The 23,759-nt window shown below is 62.6% G+C and carries 20 protein-coding genes; 13 read left to right on the plus strand and 7 right to left on the minus strand.

Annotated features, from left to right (window positions below; genetic code table 11):
- The first annotated feature begins 93 nt into the window (after nucleotides 1-93).
- The 10 genes from K3163_RS08035 (at nucleotide 94) to lexA (ending at nucleotide 9,580) form a co-directional block, all read left to right on the plus strand.
- Nucleotides 94-2,037, plus strand: coding sequence for a peptidylprolyl isomerase (locus K3163_RS08035; protein ID WP_221553742.1), 1,944 nt, complete (start codon nucleotides 94-96; stop codon nucleotides 2,035-2,037).
- Between the two features lie 8 nt (nucleotides 2,038-2,045).
- Nucleotides 2,046-3,560 (plus strand): anthranilate synthase component I, encoded by a 1,515-nt coding sequence (gene trpE / locus K3163_RS08040; protein ID WP_221553743.1) that lies wholly within the window; start codon nucleotides 2,046-2,048, stop codon nucleotides 3,558-3,560.
- Nucleotides 3,557-4,405, plus strand: coding sequence for a phosphodiester glycosidase family protein (locus K3163_RS08045; protein ID WP_221553744.1), 849 nt, complete (start codon nucleotides 3,557-3,559; stop codon nucleotides 4,403-4,405). Before trpE ends, K3163_RS08045 begins: the two co-directional genes overlap by 4 nt.
- Complete coding sequence (gene pip, locus K3163_RS08050) at nucleotides 4,398-5,360, plus strand: prolyl aminopeptidase (protein WP_221553745.1); 963 nt, start codon at nucleotides 4,398-4,400, stop codon at nucleotides 5,358-5,360. Before K3163_RS08045 ends, pip begins: the two co-directional genes overlap by 8 nt.
- Nucleotides 5,353-5,880: a YcxB family protein gene (locus K3163_RS08055; RefSeq protein ID WP_221553746.1), complete on the plus strand. Its 528-nt coding sequence runs from the start codon at nucleotides 5,353-5,355 to the stop codon at nucleotides 5,878-5,880. Before pip ends, K3163_RS08055 begins: the two co-directional genes overlap by 8 nt.
- A gap of 11 nt (nucleotides 5,881-5,891) precedes the next feature.
- The gene (locus K3163_RS08060) at nucleotides 5,892-6,491 is read left to right on the plus strand and encodes an anthranilate synthase component II (protein WP_221553747.1); all 600 of its coding nucleotides are present in this window, start codon (nucleotides 5,892-5,894) and stop codon (nucleotides 6,489-6,491) included.
- Nucleotides 6,488-7,480, plus strand: a complete 993-nt coding sequence (trpD, locus tag K3163_RS08065; protein WP_221428393.1) for an anthranilate phosphoribosyltransferase — start codon at nucleotides 6,488-6,490, stop codon at nucleotides 7,478-7,480. Before K3163_RS08060 ends, trpD begins: the two co-directional genes overlap by 4 nt.
- Nucleotides 7,477-8,271, plus strand: coding sequence for an indole-3-glycerol phosphate synthase TrpC (gene trpC, locus K3163_RS08070; protein WP_221553748.1), 795 nt, complete (start codon nucleotides 7,477-7,479; stop codon nucleotides 8,269-8,271). Before trpD ends, trpC begins: the two co-directional genes overlap by 4 nt.
- A 1-nt stretch (nucleotide 8,272) precedes the next feature.
- Nucleotides 8,273-8,746, plus strand: a complete 474-nt coding sequence (moaC, locus tag K3163_RS08075) for a cyclic pyranopterin monophosphate synthase MoaC (protein WP_221553749.1) — start codon at nucleotides 8,273-8,275, stop codon at nucleotides 8,744-8,746.
- 141 nt (nucleotides 8,747-8,887) lie between these two features.
- Nucleotides 8,888-9,580, plus strand: a complete 693-nt coding sequence (gene lexA, locus K3163_RS08080; protein ID WP_221428390.1) for a transcriptional repressor LexA — start codon at nucleotides 8,888-8,890, stop codon at nucleotides 9,578-9,580.
- Between the two features lie 68 nt (nucleotides 9,581-9,648).
- On the opposite strand, the gene K3163_RS08085 is transcribed toward lexA, so the two are convergent.
- On the minus strand, nucleotides 9,649-11,835 hold the full coding sequence (locus K3163_RS08085) for a ComEC/Rec2 family competence protein (RefSeq protein WP_221553750.1): 2,187 nt from the start codon (nucleotides 11,833-11,835) through the stop codon (nucleotides 9,649-9,651).
- Between the two features lie 28 nt (nucleotides 11,836-11,863).
- Between K3163_RS08085 and gltX the strand changes: the two genes are divergently transcribed.
- Together gltX and K3163_RS08095 are read left to right on the plus strand one after the other, a co-directional pair.
- A complete protein-coding gene (gene gltX / locus K3163_RS08090) occupies nucleotides 11,864-13,294 on the plus strand; it encodes a glutamate--tRNA ligase (protein WP_221553751.1) in 1,431 nt (476 codons plus the stop codon).
- 20 nt (nucleotides 13,295-13,314) lie between these two features.
- A complete protein-coding gene (locus K3163_RS08095) occupies nucleotides 13,315-14,601 on the plus strand; it encodes a citrate synthase (protein ID WP_221428387.1) in 1,287 nt (428 codons plus the stop codon).
- 51 nt (nucleotides 14,602-14,652) lie between these two features.
- Here the strand turns inward: K3163_RS08095 and K3163_RS08100 are convergent, their stop codons facing one another.
- The 3 genes from K3163_RS08100 to K3163_RS08110 are packed head-to-tail and all read right to left on the minus strand — an operon-like array spanning nucleotide 14,653 to nucleotide 18,241.
- Nucleotides 14,653-16,032: a sensor histidine kinase gene (locus K3163_RS08100; protein WP_221553752.1), complete on the minus strand. Its 1,380-nt coding sequence runs from the start codon at nucleotides 16,030-16,032 to the stop codon at nucleotides 14,653-14,655.
- Nucleotides 16,029-16,976 carry a hypothetical protein gene (locus tag K3163_RS08105; protein ID WP_221553753.1) on the minus strand — a complete coding sequence of 316 codons (948 nt, stop codon included), beginning with the start codon at nucleotides 16,974-16,976 and terminating at the stop codon, nucleotides 16,029-16,031. Before K3163_RS08105 ends, K3163_RS08100 begins: the two co-directional genes overlap by 4 nt.
- A 53-nt stretch (nucleotides 16,977-17,029) precedes the next feature.
- Complete coding sequence (locus K3163_RS08110) at nucleotides 17,030-18,241, minus strand: hypothetical protein (protein WP_221553754.1); 1,212 nt, start codon at nucleotides 18,239-18,241, stop codon at nucleotides 17,030-17,032.
- A gap of 150 nt (nucleotides 18,242-18,391) precedes the next feature.
- On the opposite strand from K3163_RS08110, the gene K3163_RS08115 reads away from it, so the two are divergent.
- Nucleotides 18,392-21,034, plus strand: a complete 2,643-nt coding sequence (locus K3163_RS08115) for a coiled-coil domain-containing protein (RefSeq protein WP_221553755.1) — start codon at nucleotides 18,392-18,394, stop codon at nucleotides 21,032-21,034.
- Nucleotides 21,035-21,038: 4 nt separating this feature from the next.
- Here the strand turns inward: K3163_RS08115 and K3163_RS08120 are convergent, their stop codons facing one another.
- Genes K3163_RS08120 through K3163_RS08130 form a run of 3 tightly spaced genes read right to left on the minus strand, consistent with a single transcriptional unit; the run spans nucleotide 21,039 to nucleotide 23,757 of the window.
- The gene (locus K3163_RS08120) at nucleotides 21,039-21,311 is read right to left on the minus strand and encodes a DUF1467 family protein (protein ID WP_221429398.1); all 273 of its coding nucleotides are present in this window, start codon (nucleotides 21,309-21,311) and stop codon (nucleotides 21,039-21,041) included.
- Between the two features lie 14 nt (nucleotides 21,312-21,325).
- The gene (locus tag K3163_RS08125) at nucleotides 21,326-22,984 is read right to left on the minus strand and encodes a ribonuclease J (protein ID WP_221553756.1); all 1,659 of its coding nucleotides are present in this window, start codon (nucleotides 22,982-22,984) and stop codon (nucleotides 21,326-21,328) included.
- Complete coding sequence (locus K3163_RS08130; RefSeq protein ID WP_221553757.1) at nucleotides 22,981-23,757, minus strand: type III pantothenate kinase; 777 nt, start codon at nucleotides 23,755-23,757, stop codon at nucleotides 22,981-22,983. The genes K3163_RS08125 and K3163_RS08130 overlap by 4 nt, the downstream gene beginning before the upstream one ends.
- Between the last annotated feature and the right edge of the window lie 2 nt (nucleotides 23,758-23,759).

The following is a 23,759-nucleotide window of genomic DNA, read 5'->3' on the forward strand; positions in this document are numbered from 1 at the left end:
GGCGGATAAAGCGCGCTGCACCAAAGGCAATGCACCGTGTCCAGCGTTGGATGTGGTGCGCCCCAAAGCACTGAAAAGGCCGCACCGCAAGCCATGCTCACTTTCTTCCGCAATTTCTTCAAATCCAAGATCGGTCTCGCCATCACCCTGGCGTTCCTGGGGCTGATCGCTTTTGCCTTTGCCAGCATGGACGTCTCCAGCACCGGCACCTTCGGCGGCGTAGCCGGTGGAGATAGCGTTGCTGTCGTGGGCGACGAGAAGATCGGTACGGCCGAACTGCAGCAGGCTGCGAACGATGCTCTGCGCGAAGCGCGGCAGGAAGACCCCGAAATTACGATGAACGAGTTGCTCGCCAACGGCGGTCTCGAGCGGATCCTCGACGATCTGATCGATCGTTATGCGATTACAGCATGGGGCGAGGAGAACGGGTTCCGGGCTGGCAATAACCTCGTCAATTACGAGATCCGTAACATCCCGGCCGCGCGCGGAGCGACCGGCGAGTTCGACCAGAACGCCTATGCCCAGTTCCTTCAGTCGGCCCAGCTGACCGATGCAGGGCTCCGCCAGCAACTGCGCACCTCGCTCTATTTCCGCCAGACCATCCTTCCGGCGATCTACGGTGCGAAGCTGCCCGAATCGCTTGCCGAGAATTACGCACAGACCTTCAAGGAGCGCCGCAGCGGCGCGATCGCCACGATCCCTGCGAGCCTCTATGCTCCGTCCGGCGATCCCAGCGACGAAGTCCTGACCGCCTTCTACAACGACAATAGCGAACGCTTCGTGCGTCCCGAACGTCGGACCCTTCGCTACGCCACCTTCGGTAGCGAGGCGCTTGGCGATCGCATCCAGCCTTCGGAAGAAGATATCGCCGCCTACTTCAACGCGAATGCCGAGGAATTCGCGGCGAGAGAAAGCCGCAGCTTCACCCAGCTCATCGTCTCGACGCGACAAGGTGCAGAGGCGATCGCAGCACGCGTCAATGCCGGCGCAACCTTTGCCCAGGCAGCTGCCGATGCGAATTTCCGTACCACGAGCATCGAAGGCGCGACCCGCGAGGAAATCCGCGAACAGGCTTCGGGCTCCGACGCTGTCGCCAGTGCCTACTTCGCTGCCGCGCAGGGTTCGCTGACAGAACCTGCCCGCAGCCCGCTCGGCTGGCACCTCGCGCGTGTCGACCGCGTAACCCAGACACCGGCCCGTACACTTGAGGATGCCCGCGAGGAAATCGTCGCGACGCTTCGTGAACGCAATCGCCAGCGCGGCATTGCAGAACTCGCCGTGACGATCGAGGACCGCCTGTCCGACGGCGCTTCGCTGACCGCGATCGCAGAAGAACTGGACCTCGAACTGCAGACGACGGCTCCGCTGACTGCAACCGGCCAGGTCTACGGCACTCTCCAGCGGGCACCGGACGTGCTCGCACCCGTGCTGAATTTCGCTTTCCAGATCAACGAAGGCGACACCGAGATCGGTGCTCTGCCCGGAGGCGAGAACTTCCTCCTTTACGAAGTTGCGCGCATCACGCCGTCGGCAGCAGCTCCGCTCGCGGAAATCCGCGAGGAAGCGATCGCCGCCTGGCGCAGCACACGCGGTGACGAACTGGCGGAAGCCGCAGCGGACCGCATCCTCGCTCGTGTCCAGGAGGGTCGCACGCTTGCCGAAGCAGTTGCAGCCGAGGAAGCAGCGATCCGCGCTCCCGAGGACGTCGAGTACAGCCGCGAACAGCTTGCCCGCCTGCAAGGGCGCAATGTCCCCGCGCCGGTCGCTCTGATGTTCGGCATGGCCCAGGGCACGACCAAGAAGCTCGAAGGCACGCGTGACCAGGGCTGGTACGTCGTTGCGCTCGAGACGATCACGCTCGATGAGCTCGAAGAGAACGACCCGATCATCGACCAGGCAAAGGCACAGGTCGCACAGGCCTGGAGCGGCGAATATGCTGAGCAGATGCTGCGTGCCATGCGCGCAGCCATCGGTGTCGAGCGCAACCAGACTGCGATCGACGCGGTGCGCCGCCAGCTCCTCGGCGAAACGAACTGAGGCCGCGCTTGGCAGGCCAACTGGAAGGCCGCGCAAGAGCGCAAAGTGCGCTGGAGCAGGACCGGCCCGGGCTCGTCTGGCGCAGGCTAGTTGCCGATACCCTCACTCCTGTCGGCGCAGCGCTGCGCCTGATCGAGGAGGGACGTGGCGATTTCCTGCTGGAATCTGTAGAGGGCGGCGAAGTTCGCGGGCGGTACAGCCTGCTCGGCCTAGATCCCGATCTCGTGTTCCGCGCCGATGGCGAGACTGCAGAGATCAACCGTTTCTGGGCTACCGACCGCGATGCCTTCGAGAAGCAAGCCGAGCCGACACTCGCCGCGCTCAGGTCACTGCTCGATGAATGCCGGATCGACGTGCCGGAGGGCTTGCCCCCTGCCCTCGCCTGCCTCGTCGGTTACTTCGGTTATGAAACCATCGGCCTCGTCGAGAAACTGCCTCGCGCAGGAGAGCAGGCGCTCGATGTGCCCGACATGCTTTTCGCACGTCCGACGCTGCTGCTGGTCTTCGACAGCCTCAGCGACGAACTGTTCTGCATCGCCCCCCTATGGCCGGACAAGGGCAACCCCGAGGCTGCCATCTTCCAGGCGGAGGATCGTATAGATGCGGCCCTTGCCAAGCTGACGAGTGGTCTAGACCGTTCGGTCGCAAGCACCATCGACCTCGCAACGCCCGAGCCACGGCCCACAATGGCGAGCGAGGACTATGCCGCGATGGTCCACCGCGCGAAGGAATATATCGAGGCAGGCGACATCTTCCAGGTCGTCCTCTCGCAGCGCTTCACCGCGCCCTTCGAGCTGCCCCCGATTTCGCTCTATCGCGCCTTGCGACGGGTAAACCCCTCACCCTTCCTCTATTTCCTCGACATGCCGGGGTTTGCAGTCGTTGGATCGAGCCCCGAAATCCTCGTTCGCGTTCGTGACGGGGAAGTGACGGTGCGGCCGATCGCCGGCACGCGTCCCCGCGGCGCCACTCCCGAAGAGGACCGGGCCGCCGAAGCTTCGCTTCTCGCTGACCCCAAGGAACGCGCAGAGCATCTCATGCTGCTGGACCTGGGCCGAAACGATGTCGGCCGGGTGGCCGAGAGCGGAACGGTCACGGTGACGGACAGCTTCACCGTAGAACGATACAGTCATGTCATGCATATTGTGAGCAATGTGGTCGGCCAGCTTGATGAATCGAAGGATGCGATCGACGCGCTGTTCGCGGGGTTCCCTGCGGGCACCGTCAGTGGTGCACCCAAGGTACGCGCCTGCGAAATCGTCGCCGAACTCGAACCTGCGACGCGCGGTCCCTATGCGGGCGGCGTCGGATATTTCGCGCCGGACGGATCCCTTGATAGCTGCATCGTATTGCGTACCGCTGTGGTGAAGGACGGAACGATGCATGTGCAGGCCGGCGCGGGTATCGTTGCCGATAGCGACCCTGCCTATGAACAGCGCGAGTGCGAAGCCAAGGCCGGAGCGCTCTTCGCCGCCGCCCGCGAGGCCGTGCGCCTCGCCGGTGAACCGGGGTACGGCCAATGATGCGCGCGATATTGCTCATGCCGCTCGTCTTGCTCGCAGGATGCGAGCCGCCTGCGGAAGGTGAGCCGGTTACCCGCACGCGTATCGACGGCAAGGCGGAACCACAGGAGCAGGTCACTCCCGCCTCGGAGCCGACCGAGAGTGTCACGACGCAGGTCGAAAGCGCCTGCCGCTCGATTATCTTCGAGGACACGCCGCTCACCCACTGCCTCGCGACGCCATCGCGTCACACGATCTCTGCGGACCTCGGCCCCTCCGGAGGTGAACCCTATCGCAGCCTTTCGGCCTTCTCGCGCACCCGCGACAGCGCAGGTATCGCCTTCGCGATGAACGGCGGCATGTATGACGAGGATGGCGAACCGATCGGCTACTTTGTCGAGGATTCGGAACGTCTCCAGACGCTCAATACGAACGACGGCGCGGGCAACTTCCACATGAAGCCCAACGGTGTGTTCTTCGGCTCCGACGGCAAATGGGAAGTGCGCAGCACCGACGACTTCCTTGCAAATGTGACCGAGCGCCCGCAGTTCGGAACGCAATCCGGCCCCATGCTGGTGATCGACGGCCAGCTCCATCCCGAGATTTCGCATGACGGGGAATCGCGCCTCGTTCGCAATGGCGTAGGCGTCGACGAACGTGGCCGTGCGCATTTCGTCATCTCGAATGCCCCGATCAGCTTCGGAAAACTCGCGCGTTTCTACCGCGACGAACTCGATGTGAAGAACGCGCTCTATCTCGATGGCAACGTGTCGGCCCTGTGGAACCCGGTCACCGAGCGCCTCGACACGGGCGCACCGATCGGGCCGATCATCGTGGTCGAAAAGAAGGAAGCATCCAGTGAATAGCGAACGCCGCGGCCTCTACCCCGAAATCGAGCCTTACGAGACCGGCATGCTGGATGTCGGCGAAGGTCACTCTTTGTATTACGAGCGCGTCGGTACGCCTGGAGCCAAGCCCGCGGTCTTCCTTCACGGCGGCCCCGGAGGCGGCATGTCTGAGGACCATCGCCGCCAATGGGATCCGGAGCTCTATGATGTGCTTCTTTTCGATCAGCGCGGCTGCGGCAAATCGCTGCCGTTCGCAGACATCGAGAACAACGACACCTGGCGCATCGTCGAGGACATCGAGAAACTCCGCGAAATGTGCGGCCACGAGAGGTGGCAGGCATTCGGCGGCAGCTGGGGCTCCACCCTCGCCCTGGCCTATGCGCAAAAGTACCCCGAGCGGGTAAGCGAACTGGTCCTGCGCGGCGTGTTCCTTGCCCGCCAGACCGAGAAGGACTGGCTCTACACCTATGGTGCCAGCGAGATCATGGCCGAGCAGTGGGACGATTTCTCCGGCCTGATCCCGGTGGATGAACGCGGCAATCTCGTGCAGGCCTATTACGACCGGCTCACCAGCGAGGATGAGGAAACCCGTCTCGCCGCTGCGAAGGAATGGTCGCTGTGGGAAGGCAATGTCGCAACGCTGCTGCCCGACGAGGACCTGCTCGACAGCTTCGCCGATCCCTCCAAGGCCGTTCCTTTCGCAAGGATCTGCGCCAAGTTCTTCCTCGAGGACTTCTTCCTCGATGAAGCGCAACTGCTGAAAGACGTCGACAAGATCAAGCACATCCCCGGCATCATCGTGCAGGGCCGTCACGACATCTGCACTCCGCCGACCTCCGCCTGGGCCCTGAAGAAGGCCTGGCCGGAAGCCGACCTCTGGATCGTCCACGATGCGGGCCATTCTGCCGGGGAACCCGGGATCATCGACGGGCTGGTGCGCGCCACCGACAAGCTCGCCGGCAAGCATGACTGAGCATTCGATAACTCAGGAATACGATCTCGATCTTGCGGTACGAGCCGTTGCGCTCGACTGTTCACTTAGAAAGACTCCAACCATCCGGCGAAATATCTTCGTCGGAATGATGTTTGTGAATTTGCTGCTTCTTTTTTCCTTGCACCGGCCCGACGGAGTTCTGGAAATTTCGGTAATGTTGGGAGTGGCCACCCTGGTTGCCTATTTGCTTGCGTGGCCGCCCAAGAGGTTCGAGGCTTTTGGGCTGAAGCCGCAAATCAAGGCCCGGCAGGAGCAATTGGGGTTAGAAGAGGGAACCACCACCTACTATTTCGACCAAGTTGGAATGGTCGTCGAATCCGACTTCTTGGGCGGCTCGATTCCTTGGGAAAAACTGCATGGATGGCATGATGCCGCCGATCTACTTCTGATCTACCGAGCCCCCAGAGTGTTCTACTATCTCGACAAGAAGCAGATCGATGCTGCAATCCTTAGCGATATCAAGGATTGGCTGGTTGCGTCTTCCGGCAAGCAGATTTAGCGCAGCGCATCATGATCCTCGTAATCGACAATTACGACAGCTTCACCTTCAACCTCGTCCACTACCTCATGGAACTGGGCGCCGAGGTCGAAGTCGTTCGCAACGACGCCATTACGGCGCGCGAGGCGCTGGAGCGCGAGGCTGCGGGCTATCTCATTTCACCGGGGCCTTGCACTCCGAACGAGGCTGGTGTCAGTCTCGATCTCGTGGCCGCCTGCGCAGATGCGAGGAAGCCTCTGCTTGGCGTGTGCCTAGGCCATCAGTCGATTGGACAACATTTCGGCGGGCGCGTGGTGCGCGGCGGGCTCATGCACGGAAAGACCAGCCCGCTCACTCATGACGGGACAGGCGTCTTCGCGGGCCTCCCCTCACCGTACGAAGCAACCCGCTACCACTCGCTCATCGTCGAGGACATTCCCGATTCCCTCCTGGTGAACGCGACCAGCGAAACACCGGGCCTGGACGGCTCAAGCGTCATGGGTTTCCGCCACCGCGATCTGCCCATCCACGGCGTGCAGTTCCATCCCGAGAGCATCGCCACCGAACATGGTCATGCCTTGCTCGCCAATTTCCTCGAAATCTGCGGCATCGACGCCAAGGAGCCCGCGTGAAGACCCTGCCCCCTGCCGACACCCATCTCACCGAAGACAAGGCGCACGAGGTATTCGGCTGGATCCTCGACGGGGAAACCAGTGACGACGAGATCGGCCGCTTCCTGGTCGAAATGTCGGCGCGTAGCGAAACTTCCGAAGAAATCGCCGGTGCAGCCCGCGCCCTTCGCGAGCGCCTGATCCCGATCGATGCGCCCGAGGGCACGGTCGATTGCTGCGGGACGGGCGGTGACGGGCATCATACGCTCAACGTCTCGACGGCAGTCAGCCTGCTGGTCGCTGCCAGCGGTGTCCCCGTGGCGAAGCACGGCAACCGCGCCGCGAGCAGCAAATCTGGCGCAGCAGACACGCTCGAAGCGCTTGGCCTCGACATGGAAGCAGCCGGAAGAACCGCCGAGAAGACCTTGGCAGAACTGGGCATTTGCTTCCTATTCGCGAAGAACCATCACCCGGCCATGGGTCGCATCCAGCCAATTCGCCAGAAGCTGGGCGTGCGGACAATCTTCAACCTCATGGGACCGTTGTCGAACCCGGCTGGCGTCAAGCGCCAGCTGATCGGTATCGCGCGCCCTGCCTATGTACCGATCTACGCTGCCGCCAAGGCGAAACTCGGCACGGAACGCACTTTCATCGCTTCGGGAGACGAAGGGCTCGACGAACTGAGCCTGGCAGGCGGAAACGAGCTGGCTGATGTCACCGGCAATGATTTCGAAATGCGCCGGATTGTCGCAGTGCAGGCCAACCTCCCCCACGCGCCGGTCGAGGCGATCCGCGGCGGCGACCCGGCACACAATGCAAAAGCGCTCGAGGCACTCCTGATGGGTGCGCCCGGCCCATATCGTGACGCGGTGCTCTTCAATGCCTCCGCAACGCTGATCGTCGCGGGCAAGACCGACGACTGGACCGAAGGCGCCGAAATCGCTGCCGAAGCGATCGATTCCGGCCGTGCCAAGCAGCTTCTCGCTGACTGGATCGCTCTCGCCCGATGAACAAGCTCGAACAAATCTGCGCGACCAAGCGCGATGAAGTCGCCGCGCGCAAGGCGGAGCACAGCCTTGATAAGCTCGACGGCATTGCCCGCGAGCAATCCGCGCCGCGTGGATTCCAGAAGCGTCTCGCTGCGGCTCAGGACAAGGGTTTCGGCCTCATCGCCGAGATAAAGAAGGCCTCACCCTCGAAAGGTCTCATCCGTGCCGACTTCCAGCCTGCCGAGCACGCGCGTGCCTATGCGGCAGGCGGCGCCGCTTGCCTATCTGTCCTGACAGACGCGCCCTACTTCCAGGGACACAAGGATTACCTCGTAGAAGCACGTGCGGCCTGCGACCTTCCGGTCCTGCGCAAGGATTTCATGGTCGATCCCTGGCAAGTCGCCGAGGCACGCGCACTCGGTGCCGACGCCATCCTGATCATCGTGGCTGCCCTCGAGGATGGACAGATGGCGGAGATCGAAAGCGCCGCGATCGAACGCGGCATGGATGTCCTCGTCGAAGTTCACGATGCCGAAGAGCTTGAACGCGCTGCTGCACTGGCGTCACGCCTTCTCGGGGTAAACAATCGTAATCTCAAGACCTTCGAGACCGATCTTGCGACCACGGAGCAACTTTCCGCACTCGCGCCATCTGACGCGTTGCTGGTCGGCGAAAGTGGAATCTTCAGTCACGAAGACTGCCAGCGGCTCGCCCGCTCCGGTGTACGCAGCTTCCTTGTCGGCGAGAGCCTGATGCGGCAAGCTGACGTCGAGGCAGCCACCAGGACGCTGCTTAAAGGTCAGGCGAACTGACGTGAGCAGCCTGACCCATCTCGACAAGCACGGCGCGGCCCGCATGGTCGACGTGGGAGGAAAGGCGGAAACGACGCGCAAGGCCGTGGCCGAGGGCCGGATCCGGATGACCGTCGAGGCGCTCGAGGCGATTATGTCCGGAGAGACCGCGAAAGGCGATGCGCTTGCCACTGCGCGCATTGCGGGGATCATGGCCGCCAAGAAGACCGGCGAGCTCATCCCCCTGTGCCACCCTTTGGGATTGGAAAGTGTCACCGTCGAATTCAGCCGCGAATCGGATGCTATTCGCGTAACCGCAAGTGCCTCGCTGACCGGTAAAACCGGCGTGGAGATGGAGGCGATGACCGCTGCCAGCGTTGCGCTACTCACGCTCTACGACATGGGCAAAGCGCTCGACAGAGCCATGGTCATCGACGGCGTGCGCCTCCTTGAAAAGCAGGGCGGCAAGTCCGGAAACTGGCGAGCAGAGGACTGAAACGGGAACGCCTGTTCTCCACACAACCTGCTCCAGAATGGCGGGATTGCTTGACTTGCGAAAATTGGTTGCCTAATTGTTCCACATTCGTTCACAGGTTTGTGAACAGGATAAATGTGAAACGAATTGGGGAGTGACCCGATGCTGACTGCCAAGCAGCACGAATTGATCCGCTTCATCCAGGAACGTCTGGAAGAGACAGGCATCTCGCCCTCTTTCGAGGAAATGAAGGATGCGCTCGATCTCAAGAGTAAGTCCGGGGTTCATCGCCTGATCTCTGCGCTCGAGGAACGCGGTTTCATCCGCCGCCTGCCCAACAGGGCGCGTGCGCTGGAAATCATCAAGCTGCCCGAAGATTCGGTCACCAGCCCCTCCAGGCCGAGCGCGCCTGCGAATGACGCCGTAGTCGCTGCGCATTCCGCAAAGGCAGTCGCGCCCGAACCTGCCAATGACATTATCGAGGTCCCGCTGCACGGCCGGATCGCCGCAGGCGCTCCGATCGAAGCGATCGAGGGACAGTCGAGCATGCCCGTCCCCGCCGCCCTCCTCGGCCCGGGCGATCACTATGCGCTCGAAGTCTCGGGCGATTCCATGATCGAAGCCGGAATCTTCGACGGCGACTTCGCGCTCGTGAAGCGCGCGGAAACAGCACGCGATGGCGAGATCGTCGTTGCACTGGTCGACAACGAGGAAGCGACGCTGAAGTACCTGCGCAAGGAAGGTGCGATGGTCCGCCTCGATCCGGCGAACGGCGCTTACGAACCGCAGGTCTATGAGGCTGGCCGGGTTAAGGTGCAGGGCAAGCTTGCCGGTCTGCTGCGCCGCTATCACTGATAACCCGGCGGAGTAGTCCGGAGATTTCGAAAGGGCGTCCAAGCCGATTGGGCGCCCTTTTCCATTGCCTAGTCGAATTCGGGCGGGTCCCACCAACCATGCGCACCCTGCCCATCCGCTACCCTGTCGATCCGCTCTTCCTCTAGGTGGATCGAAAGTCCCCCATTCTGGGCAAGAAAGCGGCCATCGGCCTTCAACCATTTCGGGGCGCAACTGCGCGGTAGCCAGCGATCGGCAATCACGATGTCGGCCCTTTCGCATGCTGCTGCCAATTGCCGCTCATCGATGCGGTTCTTGGTGCGAGCGACCATGAGATGCCAGGTGCGACCGCCTTTCACTATCGGTAGGCTGCAGAAGTCCGCGCTGCAGCGCGCCCCTTTCCATTGCGACACGAGCATGGGAACTGCCTCGGTGCCTGCCAGCTCGACGATGTTCTCCCGCGCGTATGATCCCGCGGTGTCTCGCAGGACGTAGACCCCCCCGTCACTATCGACCAATCCGATGTCGCGACCATCCCGGGTCACGAGGATATCCGGCGTCGGGGTCGCCATCAGCATCGCCACGCCGACAAGGACCGGGAGGAAACCAAGCAGTCTTTCCCGCCCTCGCCAGAGCGCCAGCCAGAGACTGCCCGCGAGGAACACCAGCAATGTGCCAAGCCCGATGTGCGGCACGAGTTTGACTGCTCCCGGCTGTCCGGCGGTTACACGCGCGATCCACAGGAGAAGATCGAGCGATTGTCCGGCGAGCCACCAGAACGGAGCACCTGCGCCGACGAGGTCGAGCAGCAGCGCGACCGCGATCAGGGGCATGGACATGAATGTGACGAGGGGGATGGCAACCACATTGGCGAACGCCCCGTAAAGACCCGCCCGGTGGAAATGGAACAGGACGATGGGGGTTAAAGCCAGCTCGATAACCACACCGGTCACGAACAGCATGAGCACGCGCCTAACCAGCCAGCGGCTTCGCCCCTCTTCCCTCGGAGCAAGAAAGCTCCTCACCGGCTGCGAATTATGCAGTGCGACGATCGCGATAACCGCGGCAAAGCTCATCTGGAAACTCGGCCCGACCAGGGATTCGGGCCACAGGAAGAGGACAGTGGCCGCCGCGACAGCCACCATGCGCAGGGACAAGGGCTCGCGCCCCAATGCAAGGGCTGCAAGCACGAGCAGCGCTCCGATGCAGCTTCGCACGGTCGGCACTTGGGCGCCGGTCAGCAAGGTATAGGCGATCCCGGCCAGAGCAGCGATCGCTGCAGCGACGAGCGGCAGGCGTACGCGCAGCGTGAGCCAAGGCCACAGGGCGATCAGCTTCGATGCGAGGAAATACGCAGCAGCGATGACGGCGCTCACGTGAAGGCCGCTGATGGAAAGCAGGTGGGTCAGACCCGCATCGCGCATGGCGACCTCGTCCTCCCTCGCGATCGATCCGCGATCTCCGCTCGCAAATGCCGCGGCTATCGTGCCCGACGCCCCGCCGAGCTGGTCCCTCACATGCGCCGAAAGCCAGCGCTGCACTTGCGCGATGGCGCCCTCCCCTCCCGGCGCTTCCTCGACCAGGCGGATAGTCCCAACGAGCGACCCCGTGGCAGCAAAACCCTTGAACCAGGCTGCCCTTGCGAAATCATATGCCCCGGGAAGGAGCGGTGCCGATGGGGGCATCAGGCGCGCTCTCGCTTCGATCCTCGCACCTTCGCGCAGGAAATCCCGATCCTTATCCAGCGGAACGTTGACCCGGACACGCATGGCCCGCCCGTTCTCGGCATCGCGCGTAGCGAGCACGAGCCGAACTCTTCCTTCTGCCGGCTGCTCCTCGCGTTCGAGTATCCTCGCATCGAGCATCATCACCGAAGGTCGCGCCACGGGCTCCGCACCGACTGTCTCGGATCGCGCCCAGACCAGCACGAGGCCTATCGCGAACGCAACGCCGAGCGCCGTTCCTGCGAGGCGCAACTCTGCTCTGTCTTCACGCTGTCGCCAAAGTGATTGCGCTGCCAGTGAAAGGCCAAGCCCCATGACGATTGCCAGGATCCACTGCCACTGGGCCCCCAGCACGAACCAGCTCCCAACTCCGCTGGCCAGGGCCACCACCAGCCAGGGGCCACGGTCGAAGCCCGATGCGCCAAGAAACCCTTCGAAACCGCTCGCGAATCTGGACAATATGGCGCGCATGCGCCAAGGGCGCTGCACTGCAGCATCGGCGGTATCATCCGCATCGCCGAACGGAACCAGCGGCGTCCCCTGCGTCGCCATGTAAACTGTTGAAAGGATTGACGAGGGAATGGCAAGCGAAACCGGTAAAGAGGTCGTCACGCGGTTCGCACCCTCGCCCACGGGCTTCCTCCACATCGGTGGTGCACGTACGGCGCTGTTCAACTGGCTCTATGCGCGCCACCACGGCGGCAAGGCTCTGCTGCGCATCGAGGATACCGACCGCAAACGCAGCACCCAGGAAGCCATCGACAAGATCATCGAAGGTCTCGACTGGCTGGGCCTCGATTTCGACGAAGCCCCGGTGTTCCAGTCCGACCGCGCGGCTCGCCATGCAGAGGTGGCAAACCAGCTTCTCGAAGCCGGCCACGCCTACAAATGTTTCGCGACGCCCGAAGAACTCGAGGAAATGCGCGCTGAGCAGCGCGCGAACAAGCAGCCCATGCGTTACGACCGTCGCTGGCGCGATCGCGACGAGAGTGAAGCACCTGCCGGTGCTCCCTATGTGATCCGCCTCAAGGTTCCCACCGAGGGCGAAACCGTCATCGAAGACGAGGTCCAGGGCAAGGTCACCGTCAAGAACGCCGAAATCGACGATTACGTCCTGCTACGCGCCGATGGCACGCCGACCTACATGCTCGCCGTGGTCGTCGACGATCACGATATGGGCGTCACCCACATCATCCGCGGTGACGACCACCTCAACAACGCATTCCGCCAGCTTCCTGTGATCCGCGCGATGAACGAGATCGAAGGCGGCTGGCCCGACCCGGTCTATGCCCACGTTCCGCTGATCCATGGCTCGGACGGCGCAAAGCTGTCCAAGCGGCATGGTGCCGTCGGCGTCGAAGCCTATCGCGACGAGGAAGGTGTGCTTCCCGAAGCGCTCTTCAATTACCTCCTGCGCCTCGGATGGGGCCATGGCGACCGCGAAGAAGTCACGCGCGAAGAAGCGATCGAGCTGTTCGACCTCGACGGTGTCGGCAAGAGCCCCTCGCGCTTCGACATCAAGAAGCTCCAGAACCTGAACGGCCACTACATTCGCGAAGCCGACGATGCCCGGCTTGCCGCGCTGGTCGCCGAGAAGCTCGGTCCCGATGCTGACGAGGCGCTCCTGACCGAGGCGATGCCGGTGCTCAAGACCCGCGCGCGGAGCATTAACGAGCTCGCCGATGGCGCGGCCTTCCTTTTCCAGAAGCGCCCCCTCGAAATGACCGAGAAAGCCGCAGGCCTCCTCGACGATGAAGCCCGAGACAGGCTTAGCGGTTTGTCTAAGGTTCTTGCCGAGGAAAATAGCTGGACAATCGAGGCTCTCGAAGCCACTACGAAATCGTATGCCGAGCAGCTCGAACTGGGTCTCGGCAAGCTGGCGCAGCCCATGCGGGCGGCGCTGACGGGCACCACCACATCGCCCGGAATTTTCGATGTACTGGTCCTGCTGGGCAAGGATGAATCGCTCGCGCGTATCGACGCGCAGGCCTCGCCCGCAGGCAAGGAATAAGACGGACCAAGGAGATACGCGTGGCCGACAAGCAGGCAACTCTCAACGTAGGCGACCAGAGCCAGGACTTCCCCGTACTCGAGGGTAGCGTCGGCCCGGATGTGATCGACATCCGCAAGCTGTATGGCACCACCGGCAAGTTCACCTACGATCCGGGCTACAAGTCGACTGCGAGCTGCGAAAGCGCGCTGACCTATATCGACGGCGAAGAGGGCGTCCTCCTCCACCGCGGTTACCCGATCGGCCAGCTGGCCGAGCACTCGAGCTTCATGGAAGTCGCCTACCTGCTGCTCAACGGCGAACTGCCGAGCCAGGAAGAACTGACCGATTTCGACTATACCATCACGCGCCACACCATGGTGCATGACCAGCTGCGCCAGTTCTACCAGGGCTTCCGTCGCGATGCGCACCCCATGGCTATCATGTGCGGCGTCGTGGGCGCGCTTTCGGCGTTCTATCACGACAGCACCGACATCTCGGATCCCGAACACCGCAAGATCTCGAGCCATCGCCTGATCGCCAAGATGCCGACCATCGCCGCGATGGCATACAAGTATGCAGTCGGTCAGCCCTTCCTGCAGCCGAAGAACGACCTCAGCTACACGGGCAACTTCCTGCGTATGACCTTCGGTGTCCCGGCCGAGGAATATGAAGTGCACCCCGCCATCGAGAAGGCGATGGACCGCATCTTCATCCTCCACGCCGACCACGAGCAGAACGCATCGACCTCGACCGTCCGCCTCGCCGGTTCGTCGGGCGCGAACCCGTTCGCCTGTATCGCAGCTGGCATCGCCTGCCTGTGGGGCCCGGCGCATGGCGGCGCCAACGAAGCGGCGCTCAACATGCTGCAGGAAATCGGTTCGCCCGATCGCATCCCGCACTACATCGAGCGCGCCAAGGACAAGAACGACCCGTTCCGCCTGATGGGCTTCGGTCACCGCGTCTACAAGAACTACGACCCGCGTGCGACCGTGATGCAGCAGACGCTGCGCGAAGTCTTCGAAGCGCTGAACGTGAACGACCCGGTCTTCGAGACCGCTCTCCAGCTGGAAGAGCTCGCGCTCAACGACGATTACTTCAAGGAAAAGAAGCTTTTCCCGAACGTCGACTTCTACTCGGGCATCATCCTGAACTCGATCGGCTTCCCGACCACGATGTTCACCGCACTCTTCGCCCTCGCCCGTACCGTGGGCTGGGTTGCTCAGTGGAACGAGATGATCTCGGATCCCGGCCAGGTCATCGGCCGCCCGCGCCAGCTCTACACTGGCCCCACCGAACGCGACTACGTTCCGATCGGCCAGCGCTAATAGAGAACCGGAAACAATGGATCAGGGGCGCTTCGGCGCCCCTTTTTCGTATCAGCGTTCTTCGGTGCCGCCGTCCTCGTCGACCGGTACCGAAAGCGTGAAGCGCGCACCCTGCCCCGGCGCACTTTCCACCGTCAGGTCCCCGCCCATGGCGCGCGCAATCCTTCGCGAGATGTAGAGGCCGAGGCCCGACCCGCCATCGCCGTGCTTGCCGAGGCGTTCGAATTTCTCGAACACCTTCTTTTGCTGCTCATCGTCGAGGCCGTGGCCCTGGTCGGCCACTGTCACAAGCGCACGGCTACCGATCCGGTCCAGCCTGACCCAGACGCGGCTCTCCTCGGGAGAATAGCGGATTGCGTTACCGATCAGGTTGAGGAGCACCTGCAGGACACGGCGGAACTCGGCGGTTGCTGGCTGGCTCTCGCCGTCGACCGGCGGTTCCAGCTTGATCTGCTTCTCGGTAGCCCTGACACCGAGGATACCGCATGCCCTGCGCGCAACATCGGCTAGATCAATGCGATCCGGCGCGGTGGTGAAGTCCTCTGCCTCGACGACTTCGAGATCCGACAGGTCGTCGATGAGCGCCAGCAAATGCTGACCCGCACTCGCGATGTCGCCTGCGTAATCGGCGTATTCGTCTGCCAGCGGACCTGCAAGCTTGGTCCGGATCGTTTCGGCATTCGCGATGATGCGATTGATCGGCTGACGCAGGACCGGCGTGAGTTCCCGGCCCAGCGACGGCGTCCTGCCGCCGCCGGCATTCTCGATGGCGGCAAGCGGTTGTGCCGCGCTCAGGTAGAGCACGAAACCGGCGCTTCCGGGTTCCGGCTTGCCCAGCGGTTCGAGGTGCGCCGTCCAGCGGCGGCGTGAACCCGCGATGGTGCACTCTGACCCGTCGAGCAGGCGCCAGTGCATGGGCTGTTCGTGCGCATTGCCCGGCAGGTCCACGAAATCGGTCCAGGGCTTGCCAATGTCCGCACGGACTGCATCGGACAGGTCGGTAAGGTCCTCCGCATCGGTTTCGATCGACAGGACACGCTGCTGGGGATCGAGATGCGCCGAACATTCGGCGAGATGCCGATCGATCTCGGCCCTGCGCTGATGCACATCCTCCTCGCTCTGGACAGGCGCGTCTTCGACCTTCCAGCTTGAAATCGAGATATCGGCGCCCTCACTTTCGCCCTTAATCGGAGCGATTTCGGCCCATGCGGTTATCCTGTCGTCGCCCGCGACTGCCCGAAACTGCCTTGCCAGCCTCAAGCCGTACTCGCGTGACTTGGTCACCAGGGCGAGCAATTCCGGGATCGCGAGCGTCTTGCCCACACCCCCGCCGCAAGCCTCGTTCAGCGCAGCGAGTTCGCCCTCGACCTCGATGACGCGGTCTTCGCCGTCGGTCCGGGCGCGGGAAAAGCTCTGGACGGATGCGCTCATCGTGTCGCCCCCGGGTTACCGGCCGACGACAGCAGGTCCATCGCCTCGCGCTGGCTCATTTCCGCAAGACCGGCGATGGGCGCGCCTCCGGGATGGAGCATGAGAAGGAGCTCGTCGACCTGTCCTGCCTCCATGCCTGCAGCCCTCAGGCTCAACGCCAGGCGAACGGCCTGCTTGCCGTGGCTTGCGAGAACCGCGAGATCGCGGGACTGCGAGGATAGTGCGGCAAGCGCCGAGAAGAACAGTCCGCAGCCTGCATCTTCGATGACCAGCGCCCCCTTTGCACGGTCGCCGAGTGCGGAAACAAGCCGCGCGAACAGCGCAAGACGCCCAGCACTTTCGTCATATGTGGACCGCAAGCGCGTTTCCGCGCGGGAGACTGCGTCGGACTGCCCGTCCCCGCAGTAGTCCCGCCAAGCAAGAAGCGTGCGATGAAAAAGGTCGCCGGTCAGTTCACCGAGAGGAAGCTCCATGCGGCGCTGCGCCTGGGCATATCGGGCTTGCGCGGCAAGCGCCGCCATAGCGCCTGAAGAAATCCAGCCATCCGCATCGGCAATCATGCGCTGCATGAGCCCGGAAAGCACGGGATCGAGACCCAGCTGGGCTTCCAGGCGCTCGGTCAGCTGCCATTCGATGGCCAGGGCATGGCAATGGAGCAAAAGGTCCGGGAATCCTTGCAGGTGCTCGCGTAGCGCTTCCCCGTGCCGCTCCACGAAGGCATCGCGGCCACTTTCGCCGGTCGCTTCGGCCTGCGCCCTGAGTATTTGACGAGCCAGATCGGCCACCATGCCGCGGACCCTGGCGACAATCTCGTCGCTGAAAAGCGAGTGGTCGGGAGCCGACAGCAGGTGCCCGAGAATAGGCTCGATACCCGCCAGCGTCGCATCGGCGCGCGCCAACGCTTCGCGCAGCCCGCTTCCGCCTTTGTTCTCGGCGTCATTCATGGGTGGTAGCCCGTCCATCGTGCGCGTGTAGCACCCACATGGTTAAGCCGCCGTTATTTATCCCGGAAGGGCGCGAAAAACCTGCTGACGAGTACGATAAGGGCAAGAGCGGCCGAAACTTCCAGCGAAATCCCGCCGAATGCCGCCCCTGCGAGCAGGAGGCACAACAGGATGCGATCGCCGAAGGTCGAATGCCACTTTTCGCTTCCGAACTTCTCCGAGAGGCGAAGCAGCCCGATCAACGTGATCGGTACGAAACCGCGCAGCGGCCCGTATTCCTCGGGCGAGCCAAGATAGAGCAGGAACACGATGACCGGATCGAGGCCCCAGTCGAGGACCCGGTGCAAAAGGCTGGGCTTGGCCTCCGGTTTTCCAAGCTGGGCGACCCTTTCGACGACCCGTCCCATGCGCGCGAAAAGCGCGGATGCGGAAGCAAACGCCAGTCCCAAAGCCGGTGCGAAATAGCCTCCGAACCCGACCGCCAACAACGCGAAAAGGCCGGCAGCGATGGTCGCACTCCGCTCTGCCCCCCTCCCCACGACGTCGCGGGCGAGCCGTGCGCCGGCATATTCTGCGACTGCCAGACCCGGGGCTGCGAAGGAAACCGGCTCGCGCTGGGCATCGATCCACTTCTTCTCGCGGGCTGCGAGGGCGGAAGGATCGGGATCGATGTGCCATTCCTGATCTTCGATCAAGGCGCGATCGAGCGGCACCACCCGTGTCCCGGTCTGCAACGCCAGACGCATCAGGGCCGAAGGTGCATCGACGTCATCGGGCAGGTTACCCAATGTCTTGATCAGCTTGCCCGGGATAAGCATCACACCGCTCCAGGCAAACTCGAGGTCAATCCGCTCGTAGCCAAGCGGAACCGCGATATCGGCTGGCAGGGCCAGCACGCCCTGACGCTTCAGGCTTGCCTCCGCCGCATCAAAATCGGGCAGGACACCCGACGCCATGACCAGCAGTTCGTCCTCCTCGCCCACGAGCGAGAAAAGGCGAGCTGGCTCACGGACGTGAACGAACTTGATCCCGGCATCCTGGGCCCTGCGCTGCAACTCGATGACTTCGCGCTCGACGCTGTCGACGAAACAAGCGATTTGCGTGCAACCCATCTTCAGGGCGAGATCGAGCTGCCGCTCGACGACCATCGCTCCCGCATAGGTACGGAAGGCGGGGCGCACCAATCCTCCCTCGGGATTTCTCTCGAGCGTCGACAGCAATGCGATGCGCAAACGGAATACTCCCTCGGGTCCGACAACGGTCATAGAGATGCAGTGCCCCTGCTGCCAAGCCGTGTTATCGGCGCTTTGCCCGATTGCCGGCATCGCTCGCACAACCCGCCGCAAAACAGCCATCCGGCAACCCTATGGTTAATCGGGGCTTTATGACCCGAGCGAATGTGGTAAATCGCTGGCATGAACAAGCGCTCGCACATCTCGGTCGTCGAAGGGCAACAGGCCCCCGGCGAAGGCCCGGTCGAAAACACCGAGGTTTCCACCCAGCCCTTGGAAACGGAGACCGAAGAGCTTTCCGAAGACGACTTCGTCGAAGAGGCAGAGTGGTACGAGGAGGACACGCCCCGGCGCCATCGCGGCTGGGTTGTGCCGACCATTGCGATCATCGTGATCCTGGGTTGGACCGGGTTTTTCGGCTGGACCAATCAAACGGAGATGCTTGCCGGCGCTGGCCCGCAGCAATGGATCGACTGGATCACTTCGTGGGCCGTCCCCGTCCTTTTGGTGGTCGGCCTATGGATTTTGGCCACTCGCAATTCCTCACATGAAGCCAAACGCTTTGGCGAGGTAGCTCGCACCCTTTCTGAAGAGTCGCAGAACCTGGAAAACCGCCTCGCGGTGGTGAACCGCGAGCTCAGTCTCGCTCGCGAATTCCTCGGCAGCCAGACCCGTGATCTCGAGTATCTCGGGCGCAGTGCCACCGAGCGAATTTCCGAGAACGCCGACCGTTTGCAGGAGCTGATCAGGGGCAATGGCGAACAAGTCGATGCAATTGCGAGCGTAAGCCAGACGGCGCTCGAGAATATGAGCAGCCTTCGCGACGATCTGCCCGTGATTGCGAGCTCGGCAAAGGATGTCACCAACCGGATCGGTAGCGCCGGACGCGAAGCGAAGGAACAGGTCAATGCGCTGGTCGACAGCTTTGCGCTGCTCGAAGAGCATGGCGAACGCAGCGAGCAACGGATCGCTGCAGTCCGTGGCAGCGTCGATACGGCCATGACCGCATTCAGCGAGCAGGCCGGGGAACTTGAAAAGCTTGCCGAACAGCGCTTTGCCGCGCTGAGGGAAGAAAGCGCTACATTCCGCGAGGAGCTGCAGGGTCAGGAAATCGAGGCGCTCGCCGCGCTGAATGCCCGCTCGATAACTCTTAGAAGCGAAATCGCCGAGGTCCATAAGCAGGCCAGTGCCGACGAGGAGCTTGCCCTTGCCACAATGCGCGAGCGGATCGGCACGCTGCGTAACGAGGCCATGGAAATCGCCCGCTCTGTTCGTGAAGGCGAGGATGCGGCCATGGGCGCCTGGTCGACGCAGATCGACGCAATGCGCATGCGACTTAACGAAGCCATCGACGAGATCAGGCAGATCGACGAGGCAGCACTCGAAGCGGCAAACGCCAAGCTTGGCGCGCTCCATGAGGAGGCCGCACGTGTCGATCAGAGAATTACCGAGCGCAACCGGCTATTCGAAAACGAGACCCAGCAGCGCACTGCCAAGATGGCCGAGGCACAGGACGCCATGCTGGCAAAGCTTCAGGAAAAGCTGGCCATTCTCGACGAGGCTATCGCGGAGCGTCGTGAAGCCCAGATTGCCCAGATCGCGAAACTCACGGAGGAAGGCGAAGCTCTGGGCGAGCGCATAGGCGCGCTCGGCGAGACCTTTTCCAACATCGCGGCACACGGGCACCAGGCGCGTGAAGCCGTTGCCGGCGGGATCGACGCGCTCGATGCGCAACTTCGCGAGAGCCGCGAAGCGCTGGAAGGCACGGACCAGGATATTGCCCGTCTTACCGACTCCAGCGTACGTCTTCTCGAACTGATCCAGGCGAGCGCAAAGCACAGCAAGGATGATTTGCCGGTAGCGATGGAAGCCTCGGAAAACCGCCTGGCGGAAATCGAACGGCGTGCGGGCGAAGTCCGCGAACTGCTCGAGCAGGCCCGCAAGACGGGCGACGCGCTTACTGAAGGAATGGGTTCGATCGAGGAGCGCACCAGGCTTGCGATGCAAGGCTTCGATACCTTCCAGTCGAACTTCGGCGAAACTGCAAGCGCGCAGATCCACAGCGTCGAGAGATTGCGTGCCGGCCTCGTGGAGCTCTCGCACGAGAGCACACAGCTCGCTGCGCACGTCCAAGGCGAACTGCGCGAAGCCATCGGGCAGCTGGAAGACAAGGCACGCGCATCGCTTGCAGCGATCGAACATGAGCAGGCACACCGGATCGCTCAGATTTCCGACAAGGTCGGTGAAGAAAGCATCGGAGCGGTCGAGAAGGCACTGACCGACAAGACGCAGGATACGATCGCCCAGCTGGACAAAGCACGCCAGCGTTCGAACGAAGCCGCCAAGGCGATGACGCAGCAGCTGCGTGACCAGCTCGGCAGGCTCAACGATCTCACGACAAACCTCGAAACCCGCATTGCCCACGCCCGTGACAAGGCGACGGACAATGTGGACGGCGACTTCGCCCGCCGCGTGGCACTCATTACCGAGAGCCTGAATTCGAGCTCGATCGATATTGCGAAAGCGCTCTCCAGCGAGGTGACAGACACCGCATGGGCCAGCTATCTGCGCGGCGACCGCGGTATCTTCACGCGCCGCGCGGTGCGCCTCATCGACAATAGCGAAGCGAGGGATATCGCCGAGCTATACGATGCGGATGCCGACTTCCGAGAGCACGTGAACCGGTACATTCACGATTTCGAGGCCATGCTTCGTACCCTGCTCTCCACGCGCGACGGCAACGCGGTGAGCGTGACGCTGCTGTCGAGCGACATGGGCAAGCTTTACGTGGTTCTGGCTCAGGCCCTCGAGCGTCTGCGGCAGTAACAGGTCATTTTGGATCGGGACCGAAGAACATCAGGTCCTCCGGCGTTATCCAGCCATAGGCATAATTCAGCACGTAAAGCGTGCAGAGGATCGTCGCGAGCACCGTCGCCCGCTTGGCAACGCGCTTGGGCTGGAAATTTGCCGGAGCACTGTCGGCCTGGCCCGGGATCTTGGCGATCCCTGCCTCGTCGTGCGTCTGCACACCGAAAGGCAGCATGATGAAGGCGCTGACGACCCAGAACAGGATGTAGATCGCGACGATCGACGTCCATTCCATCGGAAGCGAGAAGTTCATGGTTGCAGCCTCGTAGGCAGCAGCACACGCACTTGGGGACGCTTACCGGACCAGCGCTGAGCCGCCCTTCGAGCAGCGAGGCGAGCTGCCTCATGAACTGAAGGAGCCGAGCGCCCGTCCTTACCCTTGAGCCGCTTGATTGCAGTCGCGATGTCCTGCCGCGCCTCCGCGAGGAAATCTTCGTAATCCTCGTCCAGCGGCAGCCCGAGGCTGTCGATCAGCGGGTTGAGGTGGTCATCCAGCGCAACGATCACGACACCTTCGTTCATGATCCGGCGGCGCATGACGATGCTGTCGCCATCTGCCGGAGCGATAATGTCTCCATCGAGGACGAGGCGCCCCGCCCTCACCTCGGCGATCTTGCCCGGCGCTCCGGGCGCAAGCCGAACGATATCGCCGTTCTGCTGCACGACCGCGTCGGGAATTGCGTTTGCGATGCCGAGGCGCGCCTGTTCCTGCATGTGACGCATCTCGCCATGGACAGGAACAAGAATCTCCGGCCGAAGCCAGCTGTAGAGGGCCTCCAGCTCGGGCCTGCCGGGATGCCCTGAAACGTGGATCATGCTCTGGCGGTCGGTGACCATGGTCACACCTTTGGCCGCAAGGCGGTTCTGGACTGCGCCGATCGAGAGCTCGTTCCCCGGGATCTGGCGGCTGGAGAAAAGAACTACGTCGCCGGGGACCAGTTCGAGCGGATGGTTATCTTCCGATATCCGTGAAAGCGCCGCGCGAGGCTCGCCCTGCCCGCCAGTCGCGAGAATGAGGACCTCGCCCCGGGGCAAGCCCATCGCGGTGTCGAAATCGACCGGCTCGGGGAAATCGGTGAGATAGCCGTTCTCCTGCGCCACATCGATGATCCGGTCTAGCGAACGCCCTGCAACGCAGACCTGCCTGCCCGTCTCTCGGGCCACTTCCCCCAAGGTGTGCAATCGAGCGACATTGCTGGCGAAGGTGGTGACGAGCACACGCTTGCCCGGGTGCCGCTGGACCTCTTCGAGCAGTCCCTTGAAGACGGCACCCTCCGAGCCGCTCGGCGATGGATTGAAGACATTGGTGCTGTCGCAGACGAGCGCCAGGATACCTTCGTCGCCAATCTCGGTGAGCTCTTCCTCGGTCGTCGGCTCTCCGATGATGGGATCCTCGTCGAGCTTCCAGTCACCGGTATGAAAGATGCGCCCATGCGGCGTCTCGATGAGCAAGGCGTTCCCTTCGGCAATCGAGTGCGCGAGCGGGATATAGGTGATGTCGAACGGCCCCACGCTGAATTTGCCGTGGTCCTCCTCGATGATGTGGACCTCGATCTCTCCCTCGAGATCGGCTTCCTCGAGCTTGCGACGCACGAGTTCAGCAGTGAACGGCGTTGCATAGATCGGTACGCCGAGGTCTGCTGCGAAATAGGGGACGGCGCCGATATGATCCTCGTGCGCATGCGTGAGCACGATGGCTTCGAGATCCTTCGCACGGTCCTCGATGAACTCGAGATCGGCGAATACCAGGTCGACGCCGGGATACTGTCCGCCCGAAAAGGTCATGCCGAGATCGACCATGATCCAGCGACCCTGGCAGCCATAAAGATTGACGTTCATGCCAATCTCGCCAGACCCGCCAAGCGCGAGGAAAAGCAGTTCGTCTTCGGGGGTAAAATTCTTCTTCAAGGGGATGCGCGCTCCGCAAGGATGGCAAGACCGTCGAGCGTCAGGTCGCTATCGACCTCGTCGAACATGTCGGTGATTTCGTCGAACAACAAGGCGAGGCCGCCAGTGGCCACGACGCGCGCCGGACGACCGATTTCGGCCTTCATGCGCGCCACCAGCCCCTCGATCAGGGCCACATAGCCCCAGAACACGCCGATCAGCATCTGGTCTTCGGTATTCCGGCCGATAACGCTTTTGCTCGACGGTTTCTCGATCGCGATGCGGGGAAGCTTTGCAGTGTTCCCGACCAGCGCATCGAGCGAAAGGTTGATGCCCGGTGCGATGATGCCGCCCTTGTAGGCACCGTTGAAGTCCACCGCATCGATGGTGGTGGCCGTCCCGAAATCGATGACGATCAGGTCGCCTTCGTATTTCTCGTGGGCGGCAATGGCATTGAGGGCCCGGTCTGCGCCCAGCGAGCGTGGTTCGTCGACATCCACTTCGATGCCCCAGTCCGCTTCGCCCGCGCCGGCGATCATCGGCTCGACATCGAAGTACTTGCGGGACAGGACGCTGAGATTGTGGATCGAGCGCGGGACGACCGAGCCGATGATGATCTGGTCGATATCCTCACGCGTGTAGCCTTCGATAGCGAGAAGCTGGAGCAGCCAGACCGCATATTCGTCACCGGTACGGCGGGCATCGGTCGCGATGCGCCAGCGCGCCTTGATCTCGCGCCCCTCGAACAGGGCAAAAACCACATTGGTGTTACCGACATCGGCTGCAAGCAGCATGG

The organism is Qipengyuania xiapuensis (genome assembly GCF_019711395.1).
Lineage (GTDB): Bacteria > Pseudomonadota > Alphaproteobacteria > Sphingomonadales > Sphingomonadaceae > Qipengyuania > Qipengyuania xiapuensis.